The organism is Clostridium sp. HGF2, from assembly GCF_964240115.1.
Lineage (GTDB): Bacteria > Bacillota_I > Bacilli_A > Erysipelotrichales > Erysipelotrichaceae > Clostridium_AQ > Clostridium_AQ innocuum.
In genome coordinates this window covers 405287-421354 of record NZ_CAXSSO010000002.1, presented here as the reverse complement: position 1 = coordinate 421354, position 16068 = coordinate 405287, and the positions used below count along the sequence as shown (strand labels likewise).

General features: G+C 41.7%; 15 protein-coding genes and 1 pseudogene. 3 read left to right on the top strand and 13 right to left on the bottom strand.

Going from position 1 to position 16068, the window contains the following annotated elements:
• Nucleotides 1-3: 3 nt before the first annotated feature.
• The 4 genes from ACESPQ_RS05830 to ACESPQ_RS05815 form a co-directional block, all read right to left on the bottom strand.
• Entirely contained in the window at nucleotides 4-1101 is a 1098-nt protein-coding gene (locus ACESPQ_RS05830) for a hypothetical protein (protein WP_002608262.1), read from the bottom strand.
• An 88-nt stretch (nucleotides 1102-1189) separates the two neighbouring features.
• A complete protein-coding gene (locus ACESPQ_RS05825) occupies nucleotides 1190-1537 on the bottom strand; it encodes a hypothetical protein (protein ID WP_002608261.1) in 348 nt (115 codons plus the stop codon).
• Nucleotides 1538-1712: 175 nt separating this feature from the next.
• Entirely contained in the window at nucleotides 1713-2495 is a 783-nt protein-coding gene (locus ACESPQ_RS05820) for a hypothetical protein (RefSeq protein ID WP_373144068.1), read from the bottom strand.
• Nucleotides 2496-2622: 127 nt separating this feature from the next.
• Entirely contained in the window at nucleotides 2623-3084 is a 462-nt protein-coding gene (locus ACESPQ_RS05815) for a hypothetical protein (protein ID WP_373144066.1), read from the bottom strand.
• 146 nt (nucleotides 3085-3230) lie between these two features.
• Between ACESPQ_RS05815 and ACESPQ_RS05810 the strand changes: the two genes are divergently transcribed.
• Nucleotides 3231-4085 carry a mechanosensitive ion channel family protein gene (locus ACESPQ_RS05810; RefSeq protein WP_109770419.1) on the top strand — a complete coding sequence of 285 codons (855 nt, stop codon included), beginning with the start codon at nucleotides 3231-3233 and terminating at the stop codon, nucleotides 4083-4085.
• 79 nt (nucleotides 4086-4164) lie between these two features.
• Here ACESPQ_RS05810 and ACESPQ_RS05805 read toward each other — a convergent pair whose 3' ends face one another.
• Nucleotides 4165-5916, bottom strand: coding sequence for a DEAD/DEAH box helicase (locus ACESPQ_RS05805; RefSeq protein WP_002608257.1), 1752 nt, complete (start codon nucleotides 5914-5916; stop codon nucleotides 4165-4167).
• Nucleotides 5917-6086: 170 nt separating this feature from the next.
• Nucleotides 6087-6554 (bottom strand): CarD family transcriptional regulator, encoded by a 468-nt coding sequence (locus tag ACESPQ_RS05800; protein ID WP_257270868.1) that lies wholly within the window; start codon nucleotides 6552-6554, stop codon nucleotides 6087-6089.
• A 908-nt stretch (nucleotides 6555-7462) separates the two neighbouring features.
• On the opposite strand from ACESPQ_RS05800, the gene ACESPQ_RS05795 reads away from it, so the two are divergent.
• Nucleotides 7463-7663 (top strand): cold-shock protein, encoded by a 201-nt coding sequence (locus tag ACESPQ_RS05795; protein ID WP_002608255.1) that lies wholly within the window; start codon nucleotides 7463-7465, stop codon nucleotides 7661-7663.
• Between the two features lie 321 nt (nucleotides 7664-7984).
• Here ACESPQ_RS05795 and ACESPQ_RS05790 read toward each other — a convergent pair whose 3' ends face one another.
• The 5 genes and pseudogenes from ACESPQ_RS05790 to ACESPQ_RS05770 form a co-directional block, all read right to left on the bottom strand.
• Nucleotides 7985-8401, bottom strand: a complete 417-nt coding sequence (locus ACESPQ_RS05790) for a hypothetical protein (RefSeq protein WP_224727245.1) — start codon at nucleotides 8399-8401, stop codon at nucleotides 7985-7987.
• 637 nt (nucleotides 8402-9038) lie between these two features.
• Entirely contained in the window at nucleotides 9039-10352 is a 1314-nt protein-coding gene (locus tag ACESPQ_RS05785; protein WP_009587860.1) for an MFS transporter, read from the bottom strand.
• A gap of 967 nt (nucleotides 10353-11319) precedes the next feature.
• Nucleotides 11320-12045, bottom strand: a pseudogene (locus ACESPQ_RS05780) (DUF554 domain-containing protein).
• Nucleotides 12046-12339: 294 nt separating this feature from the next.
• Entirely contained in the window at nucleotides 12340-12648 is a 309-nt protein-coding gene (gene trxA / locus ACESPQ_RS05775; RefSeq protein ID WP_002608251.1) for a thioredoxin, read from the bottom strand.
• Between the two features lie 62 nt (nucleotides 12649-12710).
• Nucleotides 12711-13586: an HAD family hydrolase gene (locus ACESPQ_RS05770; protein WP_022300578.1), complete on the bottom strand. Its 876-nt coding sequence runs from the start codon at nucleotides 13584-13586 to the stop codon at nucleotides 12711-12713.
• A gap of 114 nt (nucleotides 13587-13700) precedes the next feature.
• Between ACESPQ_RS05770 and ybaK the strand changes: the two genes are divergently transcribed.
• A complete protein-coding gene (gene ybaK / locus ACESPQ_RS05765) occupies nucleotides 13701-14183 on the top strand; it encodes a Cys-tRNA(Pro) deacylase (RefSeq protein WP_002608249.1) in 483 nt (160 codons plus the stop codon).
• A 44-nt stretch (nucleotides 14184-14227) separates the two neighbouring features.
• Here the strand turns inward: ybaK and ACESPQ_RS05760 are convergent, their stop codons facing one another.
• On the bottom strand, nucleotides 14228-15085 hold the full coding sequence (locus tag ACESPQ_RS05760; protein ID WP_373144065.1) for a Cof-type HAD-IIB family hydrolase: 858 nt from the start codon (nucleotides 15083-15085) through the stop codon (nucleotides 14228-14230).
• A 134-nt stretch (nucleotides 15086-15219) separates the two neighbouring features.
• Nucleotides 15220-15942: a glucosamine-6-phosphate deaminase gene (nagB, locus tag ACESPQ_RS05755; protein ID WP_002608247.1), complete on the bottom strand. Its 723-nt coding sequence runs from the start codon at nucleotides 15940-15942 to the stop codon at nucleotides 15220-15222.
• Nucleotides 15943-16068: the final 126 nt, after the last annotated feature.

Sequence of the window (16068 nt, the reverse complement as noted above, 5' to 3'; positions counted from 1 at the left end):
CCCTTATGTTAATTCAATTTGTACATACTTTTGGAATTTATCTTCTTTGATCGGATACCTATAAAATTTATTTCCATTTGCAAAATAAAATGAGTGATGGATGATTCCCTGTGGCAATCCTTCCATATGTTCTAAAGCTGTCTTATCAAGCAATTCACCTTTTCTGTTAAACAGATAAAGATTTTTCATGTCAATATCGCATAATACGATATAGTCATCATTTACAAAGGCACTAAAAGAATAGGTATCCAATAATTTCTTTTTCTTATTTGATGCAACATCATAGTAAAAGACACCTTCTTTTTCCCCATTACCTACTTCAATTAAAAACTGGCTGTTTGCATAATAAACATTTTTCTCCTTCTGCCAGAGCTTCATACTGTAATCTGTAAGTGATCCTTTCAATATAGCATTCTTTATGACTTCTTGTTTATCCTTATAGATTTCTGTAGTTATATATACACTATCATCTTCAAAAAACATATTTACAATATTTGTATCAGGTTCTAATTCAAAGCATATTTCATCCTCGTTATCAGACAGGTCATAAGCATGTACCTTGTTGCTGTCTGCATAATATAAAATATTCTTATGTATTGTAAAGGCAAAGGAAACATCCTCACCATCATCACTTTTTGTGACAGAAAGAAGCTGTTCTTCCTCGGTTCCATCAAAATTACTTCTTATAATAGTCTCTGTTAATTGATCTTTTTTATTAAAAGCCTCTACTACATAATAAAGCTTATCCCCATATACAGTATAATTTGAACGCATTTCATCAGAAATGCTACTACAGCTATCTACATTGTCAAAATCACAGCCGGATTCAGGGTTTGAATCCATTATATTTGTGTTCTTGCCATCATAAAAAACTGTATATTTATGTGTTCCTTCAGAATTTTCATAAACAGGGAACAATAATGCCCCACCTTTAATATCTGCCATGAAAGAGGAAGATGCCATAGAATTTTTCAGTGTAGCATAATCAGCTTCATAATGCAGAGCTTTCTCATCAACTTTCTGTGTCTGCTTGCCGCTACAGCCGCTTAACAAGGAAAACATTATAAACATCGCGATTACTTTAGTGAAATTTTTTTTCATAAGAGTCCCCCTTTAAAATTATTCTTTCGATTATTAGAATAATTCCTCCTAGGTACCTAGGAGGAATTATTCGCATAATAAAATAGAGTTATCGAACATCTGAACTATAATAAGTATTATTTCCTACTTTATGAGTACCATCAATACGTGTAAAGTAACGACCTCCACTCGGTAAAGAGCGTCTAGTTGTTGCATAACCAGTATTAGCATCTCTATAGCCATAATCAGCAGCTAGTGTAATAATACTTGCTCCATCCTTTGTATAACGAGATACTGATTTAATATTGCATGAATCATTAGTAGCATATGTATACCCACTTGTAGTTTTATCATTGCAACTTACGCCATAGTCATATGATGCAGCATTTATTGAAATAGCTGATAAAGCGAATCCAAAAGAGAACAATGCTACAAGCATAAATTTCTTTCTTTTCACAGAATCACCTCCCCCCCATAATGTCAGCGCTTCCATTTATAATTTTATAATAACCTATTAACTATTTTTTGTCAACGCTTTATAACAAATCATATTGATCAGCATCATATTGATCATATTGAATCAGGAATACAAAAAATCCTCCTGCCGATATTGCAGAAGGATTGGTACCTCCTTATTTTATATTGATCCAATGGTCCTTTCCATCCTCATACACATTTGCACTCAACAGATATAATGGAACCAGCAAATAAAACTGCACCACATAATACAGCGCATAAATACCGATAATACTGATCAGCGCCTGTGTATTATTGGCAGCAACACTGAATACCTCCATCAGATTGTTACTGATATCATTCCCCAAAAAGGACGTCACTACAAGCAGAATACCGATCTGAGCGACAACAAACCAGATCATATACACAAGAGAGCCGCGAAGAATCACACGAATCTGTTCCCAAAGCAACTGAAAGCTCCCCATCACGAGTGCCTTGATCCGAGTAACACCATCATATACGCCATAGGCGATCAGTGCGTTCCACAGGATAAAGAAGACATTCAGTACACTCATCCCCACATAGTACAATGGCGGAACCATGATGAGAAACGTTGCCACGGTACTGACCAGCAGCTGTATCACACTGACAATCAGCCCAGCCAGAATCAGATATATGAAGCGTGAAGCGCCATATTGCACATCCTTCACACCAAAGGATTCATTTCGAACCCTTTGAATAAACAGAAACAGAATCACATAGTTGATCAGTGAAAAAAACAGGGACAGAAGAAAACTCAAGATGGAATACACCAGCGATTTGGCATCCATGATATAAATTAGAGAATCCTTACACAGGGATATCAGCAGGCTGTAAACAAGCAGTATGGCAAACAGCCGTAGATGATGCCCCTTCAGCTGTGCAGATAGCTGTTCCTTATATTGTTGATATGTTTTCATAATTACCTCCATGTAACCCGCTGCATACGGGCTTTGCTGCTTGAACTGCTGATAGCTGTCGGTTTCTCCTGCTTCAGCAATCACAATACAAAACATTATACGAGAAAGCGAAAAGAAAAGCAACCGCTCAAAGAGCATGCTGCTTGGTGATTTCGGATTCCCTTATGGGAGTGGCATACTGCAGAAAGTATTTTTCCACCTTTTTGCGTGATACGCATTTCAGCGAGATGCACTGATGATTTTTCAATTCGATGTTCAACACATCCAAATCATTGCGACTGGAGGTAATCGACCATTTTGCTACATCCTGCCAGAACAGCAGAAAGCATTCCTCCTTGCCGTTATTGAGATAAAAGACCGCATAGTTTTCATAAAACTCTATCAGTACAACATCTTTGACAAACAGCAGGCAATACAGAAACAGAAAGGTTATTACGATTCCTATGAGATAGACACGGGTAAACAGCAATGCAATCCCGATGAAAAGGAATACGGCAATGACCAGATACGGCTTTGCGTTGATCTGGTCGATTTTTCTGCCGTCTGTGGGCAAATTTCTGATTTTTAGCACCTTACTTTTTACGTTCACGTTCGACACCTTCTTATCTAGAAATTATTATATATGAAATAATTATTATATCAATATAATCACACAATTCCACTTATTTCTTATATATATTTCGCATATTTCCATGTATAATATTCCTGTATATCACACAGAAAGGACGTGTTGTCATGTTTGACATAGTAAAGGATATAGATCAATGGGGGAAGGGTTCCCTATTCAAATACGGCTTCCTGCAATCCCTTGTCATTATGCTGATATTTCTGTTATGTGCCTGGCTGTGCAAACGGGCAATCAACCGCTGGATCCGTAAAAAGGAAATTGTAAATGCGAAGTTTGTTATGCGCATTGTTAAAATCACTCTGTACACCATAGCCATATACGGCTGTTTATCTCTGCTGACTCCTTTTGAAAGTGTCCTTGGTAAAATCTGGGGAAGTGCAGGTATCATCGCAGTGGTATTAGGTCTTGCGGCCCAGGAATCCATGGGCAACTTTGTAAACGGATTGTTGATTACCACCTTCAAGCCGTTTAAAATCGGCGATCTGGTAAAGGTCAATAACGGAGAATATGAAGGCTACGTGGTGGATATCTCCCTTCGAGATACGGTGATAAGAACCTACGAAAACACAAAGGTTATCATTCCTAACAGCACCATGAACAAAGCCGTTCTGGAAAATGTAAGTCTGACCAATCACACAAAAGGTAATTTTCTAACACTGGACATCGCTTATGAAAGTGATTTGGATAAGGCGATGAATATCATGAAGGAAGAAATCATACGGCATCCCGCTTATGTGGATCCCCGCACAGAGGAGGATATGCGAAACCATGTGGAGCCGGTTATCGTTCGTCTTACCTCCTTCAACGATTCTTCCCTGACCCTGCGTGCCACCGTATACTCGCGTGATAATTCAGAAGGCTTTGCCATGCTGTCTGATCTGCGCATCGCAATTAAAAAACGCTTTGATCAGGAAGGCATTGAATTCCCCTATCCGCACCGTACGATTACCTATAAAGAATAAAATGATAGCATTGCCGATAGCAAGCAATAACCTTAAAACATAAAGGAAAAGCATCCCTTGAGCTTGGGATGCTTCTTTCTTATTTCTCTTTTCTGCTCTTACGAACACTCTTGTCATGACTTCCGGATGCTCGTCTGCTTGGACGACGCTGTGAAGAAGAAGCACTGTTATCATAGCTTCTGCTGCGTCCGCCTTTATTATAACCGCCTCCGGTTCCTCTTCCATTGGAACGGCTGCTGTTTTTGCGCTTCGGCGCACTGTCGATTTCCACCATGACTTCCACACCGCGGATATGACTGCGCTGCATATTGCTCAATACTGCATCCACCTTGCTGGCTTCCACATCCACCAGGGTGAAATCCTTGCGTACATCAATACGCCCGATGGCTTTTCCATTCAGTCCGGATTCCTCAATGATTGCCGCAACGATATTACCCGGCTGTACACCATTGTTTCTTCCGACATTGAATTTCAACGTGATAGCATCAAATGCAGATGCATAACGCTTCACATCCTCATCCGCTTCAATATCGATGATTTCATTCTTGTAGGTCATGGAAATCAATGCAGAAATAATGTTTTCCAGAGCAATTCCCTCTGCCATCAGTTCATTTGCAATCTCCATGCTTTCTTCAGTAATGCCCTCATCGCATGCTTCCTTTACCTTTGCAACAAAAGCATTGCGGTTGGCTTCCATCATCTGTGCACAGGTTGGCAGCGCATGACGGACAATATTGGTTTTCGTATAACGAATGATGTCACGGATTCCCGCACGCTGCTTTCCACCGCTTACCAGAGTGATAGCAAGACCTTTCTTGCCGGCTCTTCCGGTACGTCCGACACGATGGATGTAATATTCATTATCCTGTGGAATATCAAAATTCACAACCAGATCAATATCATCCACGTCGATTCCGCGGGCTGCGACATCCGTGGCGATCAGAATCGGATAATTTCCGGAACGGAACTGCTCCATAACACGGGAGCGGAACTCCTGCTTCATATCCCCATGCAGAGAAATCGCTTTGATGTTGTGCTTATTCAGCTCATCACACAATTCATCTACCATTTTCTTCGTATTACAGAAAATCATGCACAAATCCGGATCGTAATGAGACAGCAGCACACGTAAAGCATTTGCTTTTTTTCCACGCGGTGCATCATAATAAATCTGCTCTACTGTATCAATAGTACGCTGTGCAGACTTAATTTCCACACGTACCGGGTCATTCTGGAATTCCTTGGTGATACGCAGAATTTCCGCAGGCCATGTAGCCGAGAACAGAATGGTCTGATGCTCGTTGCCCTCCGGCATCATGGACAGGATTTCTTCAATATCTTCCTTAAAGCCCATGTTCAGCATCTCATCCGCTTCATCCAGAATTACCATATTGGTATTATCCAGCTTCAGTGTACGGCGGTTCAAATGATCCATGATACGGCCCGGTGTACCGACAACGATACCGCAGCCTCGTTTCAACAGCTGAATCTGACGGTCAATCGGCTGACCTCCGTAAATCGGAACGATCTTAACGCCTTCCTTGTACTTTGAAAATTTTCTAAGCTCGGTAGCCACCTGGGTGACCAGCTCTCTTGTTGGACAGATGATCAGTGCGTTCGGATATCTTGTTCCCTGACATACTTTCTCAATCGCCGGGATACCGAATGCAGCAGTTTTACCTGTTCCTGTATTTGAACGACCAAGCACATCCTTGCCCTCCATAATAAGCGGAATGGATTGTGCCTGAATATCGGTTGCATTTTCATATCCCATTTCTTCAACAGCCTTCATTACCTCGCTGCTGATCTGTAATTCATTAAATGTTGTCATTGTTACCTTCTTTCTATCATTGCAGGTTAAAAACTCGTAATAACTTACTAAGTTTACCATACGATGGTACATACGTCAATTTATAATTTTTATCATCTATCAGTTTTCCCATATAAAACTACGGCATTCAGCAAATAAAAAAATAGTGCGACTGCACCATTTTCTGTAATCTATGCCATGCTGCGGTAGCAATCCTCCAGACGCTCCACAAGAAGATCCTTAGAAAGGTCAAGAACAAAGGACAGCTCCTCACAGAGTACACCCTCAATACGGGAAAGACATTCCTGATAACGGATACCTTTTTTACCTTCCACATATTTCCAATACAGCAGACCAATGAGCAGCTGTACCTGCTGTTCCAGCTTGTAGTCTACAATACTCTGCTGAATCTGCATAAGCGTAAGACTGGCTGGAAGGGATGATTCCTGTTTGGGAGTAAACAATTTCTTCATGATGAGATCCGCCTCATCACTTTCCATCAGATTTCGTACACCCACTCGTGGCAGGCTCTCGAACGGTATGGAACAGGTACTTCCATCCGCTGCCGTAATTACCATACGCTTTTCTTTTTTGTCGATGCCTGTAACATCACAGATGCCCAGGTTTGGATGAAATACCTTTTCTTCGTAGTTTACCATTTTATATACCTCAATACCCTCAGTCTATGCTTTTTTCAGTGAAAAGTCAAATAAATATCAAAAGAAATCAAATCGTCTTTGGAGCAAAAGAACACAAGATTGCTGAAGCAAAAGATTCGTTTTCACGTTCTAAACGAATATGTAAAAAAACCTGGTCTGATACAAAATACCGATGCGTTATATACATTATGACGAATCGCAATTACACAGTGAAGCATTCCAGCCCGCCGAACCTTTCTGCCCGCCGAACCTTCTGCACTGCAGCAAGCATACGCTTTACAAAGTAATTCCAAAAAGAACAGTTGGCTTTCTCTCTATATAAGCTCTATGCTCAACTTTGTCAATAAAGAATCGTCTTTCAGATATATAATATACGCATGCGAATGAAGTGCAGTAACCGCCAGAACTATACCAGCACTTTCTTTCTGCATTTCAAATCTTCAGACATTTTTGTCGTCTTATACTGTTAGCGTTTTGCGTATGGTTTATCATAAACAGCTGCGAACCAGAAATGCCGCAGAGTAAGTGCTTATGAGAACGTTTTATTCCATTGTGATCAAATGATGCATCAGGCTATCATTGCACTTCTTTCGGGTAATAATAAATCAATCAAGGATGCTGCTCCTGTATGTATGAGTTCACTGCCATTCGATAATTTACCCTTATCTCAGCTGATATCTACAATAGATTGGTGAATCGTAACGACCATATTGCAAATAATGCAAATAATTACGAAAGTTCTTGCTTTTCTCATTTCTTGTGTTATACTGAAAGTGTAATAACAAGCAAATAACTATGATTTCAATATTCACATATCAGGAATTGTAATTATCTCATTGTACAATTCACATATGTGTTTTTTTATGCCATGAGAGTGCTTCTTATCTACATTATAAGGAGGTACTAATATGAGTACAGGTAAAGTAAAATGGTTTAATGCAGACAAAGGATACGGATTTATTACAACAGACGCTGGACAGGATCTGTTTGTACACTATTCTGAAATCCAGACTTCCGGATTCCGTACACTGGAAGAGGGAGCAAAGGTTAACTTCGAGATCAATACAAACGATCGCGGAGATCACGCTGCAAACGTAACTGTAATTTAATTACACAATCAAGGGAACCGTCGATAGAAATCGGCGGTTTTTCATTATCCGAAAGCAGCACTGCCTCTTTGACAGGGCTCCTTTGAAAAACGGATTACACAGCCTTTTTCGTACTATGACATTTTACAGAACTGTTCGTCAGGACATGCTTATCGGTATAGAAAAGGCTCCGCATGCAATGCAGAGCCTTTTCCAAAATTATAGGGGATAGAATGATGTTATACGTAAATTAGGGATAGTTTTCGGGGATCATTTACGTATCAGCAGTTTTCTCATCTGCCACCCATACTATACAGCACTTCATTTTCGCAATTTGTCGAACTATGTCGCCTGTTCGTTTTTTTCTTCATTCATATGAATCAGCGGCTTCAGCAGCTCATAGAAATCCTCATATGGAACAAAATGAATTTTCTCTTCCTCTTTATAAGCCACATAATATTTCCCATAGCTGTCATAGATTACTTCATATTTATCCTTCTTTACAAGCACCGTAGTCAGAGGTATCTTGTAGCGGGTCTTGTTTCCATTTACCAGCTTATCTTCATAGGCATAATGCGTGCTGGCAAATACGGGATGATCGATACCCTCAATCGTCAAGCTGCCCTTTTCAATATCCGGCAGATACAGATCACTTTCACCCATCTCTATGTATTTACCTGGAAATTTTACAGCAGCCGCCTGTACTACATCCTGCTCCTCAAGTCCTGTAATCTGCAAATCCATCACCTTCCTATGCATCGTATTATATCATGAATTATGTGCTTTTTGACATCTTAGAAATGCTAATCACACAATTTGTGTACGAAAAATCAAGTTTCCACACATTTTTCCATGATCCCGCCATATTTAAACGGAAAGTTTTTTGTATACTATAGGCAAGCAAGTGGTAATCTTGCTTAGTATGACATATTTCCCCCAAAAATAACTTCATACTTTCTCCCTTTCAAAATTATATAATAATGATACAAAAAAGACGTTCCCCCAAACGTCTTTTTTGTTGTATGCAGGATCATAGATTTCTCTTTACAGCAGCAAGAATGACTGTAAAGCCACATTTTCCCTTTCCATCACCTGTGTCCGCTGATACCAAAATGACTGTATTCGTATGTACAGCTTTTCCCCTTTTTATTCCACGATCCATAAAATTGTGGGAGCTATCACACAATTTGTGCGCCACAATTCTGATTTCCACATATTTTTCCATGATCGCGCCATATTTAAACTGCAAGTTTTTCGTATACTATAAGCAAGCAAGAGGTAATCTTGCTGGTATGATAAAATTCCCCCAAGAATACTTCATACTTTCTCCCTTTCAAATATAAAGATAATAAGATACAAAAGAAGCTCATGAACCCAAGCATGAGCTTCTTTTGTTTTACTTATGTTGTTCATCTATTGTTTCCAAAGACCAGATGTTTGAATCTCTACGAAACAGCAGGCAAATCGCGATACCCGCAAAACCCAGCAGTAGAAACAGAAGAGCCGCACCGCTTCCTTCGCCTACACCGATTGCACGTCCAAGCAGGGAGGATGCTCCCTGTGCCGCCATGAAGGGCTCAAGGATATAATCTATGAGGGCACCACCCAGAAAATATCCTGCCGGTATGGTGAAGAATTGAAGAGAATTTCTAGCGGCATACACTCTTCCCTGCATATCAAGCGGTATATGTTCACGCAGCAGCACATCCATATTCGTATTCATTGCCGGAATACACAGCCAGCCGAGAAATGCCCCCAGACACCATACAAAGGGTTCTCTGCCCAATGCCAGAAAAAAGCTTTCGGTTCCCATGCTGATCAGCAGGGCATTGTGAATCAATCGCACACGTTGATGCCTCGTCGGCTTCAGCATCAGAACAAGACTTCCGGCAAGATTTGCCAGTCCCATACAGGTATTCACTACCCCCAGCACAGCTTCACTGCCACCCTCGCGCATCAGCAGCATATAAGGCAGTGCAGCATCCAGGGTGGAGGCTACCAGATTTATCGCAGCCAGATACAGGATCAGGTCCAGAACACCGCGATTTTCTCTCAGCCAGTGAAGACCGCTTTTTACGCCGTTCAGAAGAGATTGTTTTTCTATAGCGGACACCGCTTCTACAGCAGGCAGCCGTATGAAGAAGGCCAGGGCTGTAAAGGCGACGCTGAAGCTGATCAGATCAATCAGCAGGATTGTCTGCATACCGAACAACGCATAAACAGAGGTTGCGAAAACGGGAACCAGCAGTGTGTTCAATGAATTGGAAAACATCCGCAGAGCGCCTGCTCTGGCATACTGCTTCTTCGGAGTCAGCAGAGTAATCGCCACTTCACTGGAGGGCTGCTGCAGCGTATTCATACATCCGTTTACAGCATTCAGAATATACAAATGCCATATCTCCAGCGTTCCCTGTAACAGCAGGATACTGATTACAAGGGTTGAGCCAGCAGCCAGACTATCACAGATCAGCATTGTCTTCTTTTTATCCCAGCGATCACACAGGGATCCGGCAAACAGGCCGAATATCACATAGGGGGTGTACGAACAGATGGAAAGCATCGCGCTGACCATAGCACTTCCGGATTGTTGCAGACTCCATATGACAAGTGCAAAGCTCGTCATAGAGCTTCCAAGCTGCGAGCATGCCTGCGTACTCCAGAGTACAAGAAAAACATGCAGGTCTTTTATTGTTTGTTTCATATTGTTCATTTTGACTTCGCTCCTTTTCTACATGAATTGTATTCAGGCAAAGTCAGCGGACGAGTCCGTAATCATTGCTCCATGCAAGCGATTCGTCCATCAGACTTTGCATGGAGCTGCTGCATAAGGTAATTTCATAATATCCCTCCCTTCATATCAGACTGTATATAGTCTGAGGAATCATTCAGTCTTTCATAATCGAAATAAGCTCTGTTCAAACATTGTAAATGAACACTCACATGCTATCCGTACAGGCAGCTTACTTCCTTTCCATTATACCACAGCTTCGCGGTATGCTTCCCATAATGTAAAACGAAAACGATGTATTATAACATAGTTTTCCATATTATCTACATTATTTATTGACAAGTATTTTGTATACTGTAAGCAGCAAGTAGGAAATGCTTGCTAGTATGATAATTCCCCCAAAAGTAAATTCATACTTTCTCTCTTTCATTTAAAACTGATAATAATAGAAGCGCACTGTTCCCCCAAGCAGTGCGTTTCTATTTTCTTATTCAGCCAGAGAAGACGATCTTTAATATCATCATGAACAAAACAGAAAATGCAGCATTTGAAATAACGGAATGTTCAAAACAGTACGTGATTTCAACTACATAATTTCACATAGTTGCGACATATTTTTCAGATAACATTTTCGTATACTATAGTCAGCAAGAGGAACTCTTGCCAAGTATGATAATTTCCCCCTCAAATGAAATTCATACTTTCTCCCTTTCATTTAATTTTATAATTCTAAAAGAAAAAGAACGCACCCCCTCAGCGTTCTTTTTCTTTTATCCGCGTTTATCGCCAATCCACGTTTATTGCCGAATTGATTTCTCATCCCTGCACCCTTTCCTACCGGCAACATAGCGTATTGCTATCAAAAACGATATGCATTGCTTTTGCACATGGACAGGATTAAGCGGATGATTCTTTCTGTATTGCATCATACTGCTGTCAAAGAGATTGATTATCTCATACCGGATACAAGATATTGCAATGCTTCCCAGACAACCGGTATCAGCAATGCCGGCAGCAGATTACCTATTTTCATCTGTTTACCGAAAAACAAATTGATTCCAACACCAAAAATCAGTACATTTCCGACCAGTGAGAGATTCCGGATGAGCGTATCACTGAACAACGGAGAAAGGGTTCCGGCTAGAATGGTGATGGCTCCCTGATACAGAAAAAGCGGAACGGCCGCAAAAACTACGCCAATTCCAAGAGCAGAAGCAAAAACCATGGATATGATACCATCGAGAATCGCCTTTGTAATCAGCATGGAGGCATCGTGTGTCAGTCCATCCTGCAATGCTCCCACAACAGCCATCGCTCCGACACAGATGACAAGCGCATTACTCACAAATCCTTCCACAAATTTATCATCCCTGCTTTTTACCATACTTTGAAGACGATGAGCCAGTCCCTCCATGCGATCTTCCAAACGTAACAGCTCTCCGGCAACTGCACCAATCCCCAGTGAGCAAATCAGCAGTAGTGTACCGTTCGCCTACAGGCGTGTACCATCCACTTGCATCATAGCGCTGATCGCTCCGCTGATACCGATAAACAATGTGCATAGACCAAGTGAGCGCATGAGCAAATCGCGTACACGAAGCGGTAGTCCCCCCTTAACCAGCATACCGATCATCCCTCCGATAATCACGGCAGCTGCATTGATTACTGTTCCCATAACGTTCCTCCTCTTTTTTCCTATAAATGTATCATTCCAAAAAAGGAAAGTCAATGAAATCTCCGACAGCTCCTATGAAGCAGTTTATTACAGACCTGTTCAAGAAAGGGTAGTGCAACGTGCAGGAACGTATGTGACGAAATACCTCCCCCATTCCCTGGAATTGAACATGCTTTCCATATCCTATCTCTGCTGCAGACAAAAAAAGATTTCTCATTCATGATCTGCACCATGGAATGAAAAACCTCTTATTTCAGCTCATTATCACAGATACTCAACAGTGGTCTGATTCTTTTACAGCAGCTGATTCAGTATATTTGCAAGCTGTGTCTTTGGCTGATAGCCTGAAATCTGCTTTACTGCTTCTCCGTTCTTGAATACGATCATGGTAGGAACCGACATGATACCAAACTTCATTGCCAGATCACCTTCCTGATCAACATCAACCTTGACTATTTCCGCTTTGCCCTTCATATCCTCTGCCAGCTCCTCCAGTACCGGAGCCAGCATTTTGCATGGCCCGCACCAGGTCGCAAAGAAATCTACCAGGACTACACCCTCTTTTGTTATTTGTTCAAATTCTGCTTTATTTATAACTTTCATAATCTCGTACCTCCGACTATCCACAGTATAGCACATTCTGCCAAAAACATGCATGAAAATGCTCATACTGTGAAATATTTCTGCAATGCCTCCGCAATTCCATCCTCATTGTTGCCGCTACTAACCTCATCCGCCGCTGCCTTAACCTCAGGCATCGCATTCCCCATCGCAATACCGATACCTGCCGCCTGCAGCATTTCAATATCATTTTCGCCATCACCGAATGCCATCACATCATGCATGGGAATATCCAGCATTTCCGCCAGTGCTGTCAGACCACTTCCCTTTGTAATCCCCAGCGGCATCAGCTCCAGCCATTTCGGTGTTGTCAGTCCCAGCCAGTAACGATCCTGCAAATCTCTTTTTGCCTGCGCACTTACTTCAGCCATGACATCCTCATGGTAGGCAACACTCACCTTGTTGATACTGCGGTCAATTTCTTCCCACGTATTGATATAATGAATCTTCGGGTAGCCCTTTCGGTTATCCGCCAGAAGTGCAAAGGCACCTCCCGTCCACGGGTAATCATCACTAAGCTTGTGCTTTTTGCGATATTCCGCTTTTTCCTTTAAGACACTTTCCGGATTATAATCAAACAGTCCGTCATCAAACTGTGCCATAATTTCAACATCCCATTGCCGGAAATATGTAAAAAGCTCTTCCATTTCACTGCGTCCCATCTGCTTGCGGATATGACGTTTTCCACACGCAAGATCATACAGAATTAAACCGTTGACCTCCAGTAAATAGCCTCCATAGGCATCCATATGCAGCTCTTCGGCATATTCCATAAGCTTGCAATAGCTTCTTCCGCTGGCCAGTACAAGACGTACCCCCTGCTTCTGCACACGCAGCAGCAGCTCCTTGGTTCTGGAGGAAATCCTGTTATCGCTTGTCAGCAGTGTTCCATCCATATCCATTACAATCATTTGTATCATACTATCACGCCCCTTATGAATAGGATTATACAATGAATATCTTCAGAAGTAAAATCATACTGGAAGAAGAAAAAAAAGAGTGCTATACTAAATGCACAATGGGGAGGTACTGCAATGAAAATACAGAAAACGAATGCCATGCGTATTCTGGACAGCAAGCAGCTGTCCTATGAAGTGCTGAGCTATGCACATGGAAAAGAGGCTGTTGCAGGTCTTGATGTAGCAAAGCAGCTGGAAGAGAATCCGGAGCAGGTTTTCAAAACACTGGTAACGGTTGCGAACACGAAGGAATATATCGTCTTCGTAATTCCTGTGGCACATGAGCTGCATCTGAAGAAATGCGCAAAGGCTGCCGGTGTAAAATCCGTGGAAATGATTCATGTGAAGGATATTAATAAGATTACAGGCTACGTCCGTGGGGGATGCTCCCCCATCGGTATGAAGAAGCAATTCCGCACCTTTGTACACGAAAGCTGTACAGGGCATCCTACCATAATGTTCAGTGGCGGGAAAATCGGTGTTCAGATCAAAATGCAGCCGGATGAACTGTTAAGACTGATTCATGCGGAAACAGCAGATCTCATCAGTGAAGCTTAGTGCTGTCATGCTCCATGGCAGCTTTTTTCATAAAAAAGGAGAGCTTACTCCCCTGATGTAAATACATATTTATCCAGCGCCTTCGCGATTCCCATCTGATCATTGGTATCGGTGACATCCCATGCTGCCTGTTTCAAGGAATCCATAGCATTTCCCATAGCGATGCCGTACTTCACGGTTTTGATCATTTCCATATCATTTTCCGCATCTCCAAACGCCATCATTTCCTCTGTGGAGATTCCCAGCTTCTTTCCAATACGCAACAGCGCACTCGCCTTGGATACCCCCTTCGGCATAACCTCAATCCAGGCAGGACCAACCTCCAGCAAGTCATAATCCTTCAATTCCCTACGAAGATGCGGCAGGTGCTTCTTGAAAAAGGAGGCCGTCTGTATCAGTACAAACTTATTCACATCCTGTGTAATTTCATAGTCTGCATCCTCCAGTGGAATGAAATTTCGCTTTCCCTGATTAAACCCGTAATCCATCGGCCGCCCAAACACGACACTGCGCACCTTTTTCATTGCCTTCAGACGCTTGGATATCAAATCATAGAAATCATATCCGCAGCAGCTGATGACCTCAAAATTATATTTCATTCCCAGTGCCATCACTTTCTTTGCGTCATTGCCGTCCAGCACCTTATCCACATAATATTCCTTTTTATGAAAATCATAAATAATCTGTCCGTTAACCCCTGCTACAAAATTATCACCTCTGTGCTCAAGCTCCAAGGGCTCATATACAAAATCAATACCACCCTTATCCCGTCCGGTAGCTATCGTTATGGAAATCCCCATCTCCTGTGCCTTGATCAGACGTTTTTTGGTTTCCTCATCAATTGTCTTCTGCATGGTCAGCAGCGTTCCATCCAGATCCAGTGCTATCAGTTTTATCGCCATATTCTACCTCTACTTTCTTTTTCAACCCTATTATAGCGAAAATAGAAAAAAAGTAAACCTGAAATCCCTGTAAAGAAGCTCTGCCAACCGTAAAGAAAACGGACATCTCTATTGAAATGTCCGCTCCTTTATATTTATTTCGCTAATTTAGCAGCTGCTGCCTCATCAACAACAACGACAACATCTGCATGATTCTGCAATACGCTTGCAGGACATGCCGGATCAACCGGTCCGTTGACCATAGCTGCAACAGCATCTGCCTTGTTTGCGCCGGATGCGACAAGCAGGATTTTCTTTGCCTTCATGATGGTCGCAATTCCCATTGTAATTGCATGTGTCGGCACCTGATTGATATCATTATCAAAGAAACGCGCATTATCAGAACGTGTTTTTTCTGTCAGCTCAACGATATGCGTTTCCTCTGTAAACGGTGTACCCGGCTCATTAAATCCGATATGTCCGTTTCCGCCGATTCCCAGAACCTGTACGTCCACGCTGACATTTTCCATAGCCTTTTCATAGCCTTCACAGTCTTCCTTCGTACTTCCATAAGGTACATGAATCTTGTCTTCCGGTAAGTCGATACCCTTAAACAGGTTTTCATGCATGAATGTCCAGTAGGATTCCGGGTGATTTCTGTCAATTCCAACATATTCATCCAGATTGAAAGACTGGCACTGTGCATAGCTTGTTCCATTGTCCTTATGATCCTGAATCATGTTCTTGTACAATCCAATCGGACTGGAGCCTGTTGCAAGACCTAAAACAGCATCCTTTTTGTTTGTGACAACTTCCTTCATAACAGCAAATGCTTCTTTGCTTACTGCATCGTAATCTTTCACTACAATAACTTTCATTTTCTTTTCTCCTCCTGATATTACACAGTAATATCATACCATTTTAAAAGCATGTTTTCAATGTCAGAACATACATATCCTGTATTTCCAGCCGATCGCTGAGCACCGGCTTCTTGCATTCCATAT

Excerpts from the sequence above, each read along its gene's own strand:
- ACESPQ_RS05785 (WP_009587860.1), bottom strand. The coding sequence starts at position 10,352 with ATGAACAATATGAAACAAACAATAAAAGACCTGCATGTTTTTCTTGTA.
- ACESPQ_RS05770 (WP_022300578.1), bottom strand. The coding sequence starts at position 13,586 with ATGATACAAATGATTGTAATGGATATGGATGGAACACTGCTGACAAGC.
- ybaK (WP_002608249.1), top strand. The coding sequence starts at position 13,701 with ATGAAAATACAGAAAACGAATGCCATGCGTATTCTGGACAGCAAGCAG.
- nagB (WP_002608247.1), bottom strand. The coding sequence starts at position 15,942 with ATGAAAGTTATTGTAGTGAAAGATTACGATGCAGTAAGCAAAGAAGCA.
- ACESPQ_RS05795 (WP_002608255.1), top strand. The coding sequence starts at position 7,463 with ATGAGTACAGGTAAAGTAAAATGGTTTAATGCAGACAAAGGATACGGA.
- ACESPQ_RS05790 (WP_224727245.1), bottom strand. The coding sequence starts at position 8,401 with ATGCATAGGAAGGTGATGGATTTGCAGATTACAGGACTTGAGGAGCAG.
- ACESPQ_RS05760 (WP_373144065.1), bottom strand. The coding sequence starts at position 15,085 with ATGGCGATAAAACTGATAGCACTGGATCTGGATGGAACGCTGCTGACC.
- ACESPQ_RS05820 (WP_373144068.1), bottom strand. The coding sequence starts at position 2,495 with ATGAAAACATATCAACAATATAAGGAACAGCTATCTGCACAGCTGAAG.
- ACESPQ_RS05830 (WP_002608262.1), bottom strand. The coding sequence starts at position 1,101 with ATGAAAAAAAATTTCACTAAAGTAATCGCGATGTTTATAATGTTTTCC.
- ACESPQ_RS05800 (WP_257270868.1), bottom strand. The coding sequence starts at position 6,554 with ATGGTAAACTACGAAGAAAAGGTATTTCATCCAAACCTGGGCATCTGT.
- ACESPQ_RS05805 (WP_002608257.1), bottom strand. The coding sequence starts at position 5,916 with ATGACAACATTTAATGAATTACAGATCAGCAGCGAGGTAATGAAGGCT.
- ACESPQ_RS05810 (WP_109770419.1), top strand. The coding sequence starts at position 3,231 with ATGTTTGACATAGTAAAGGATATAGATCAATGGGGGAAGGGTTCCCTA.
- trxA (WP_002608251.1), bottom strand. The coding sequence starts at position 12,648 with ATGAAAGTTATAAATAAAGCAGAATTTGAACAAATAACAAAAGAGGGT.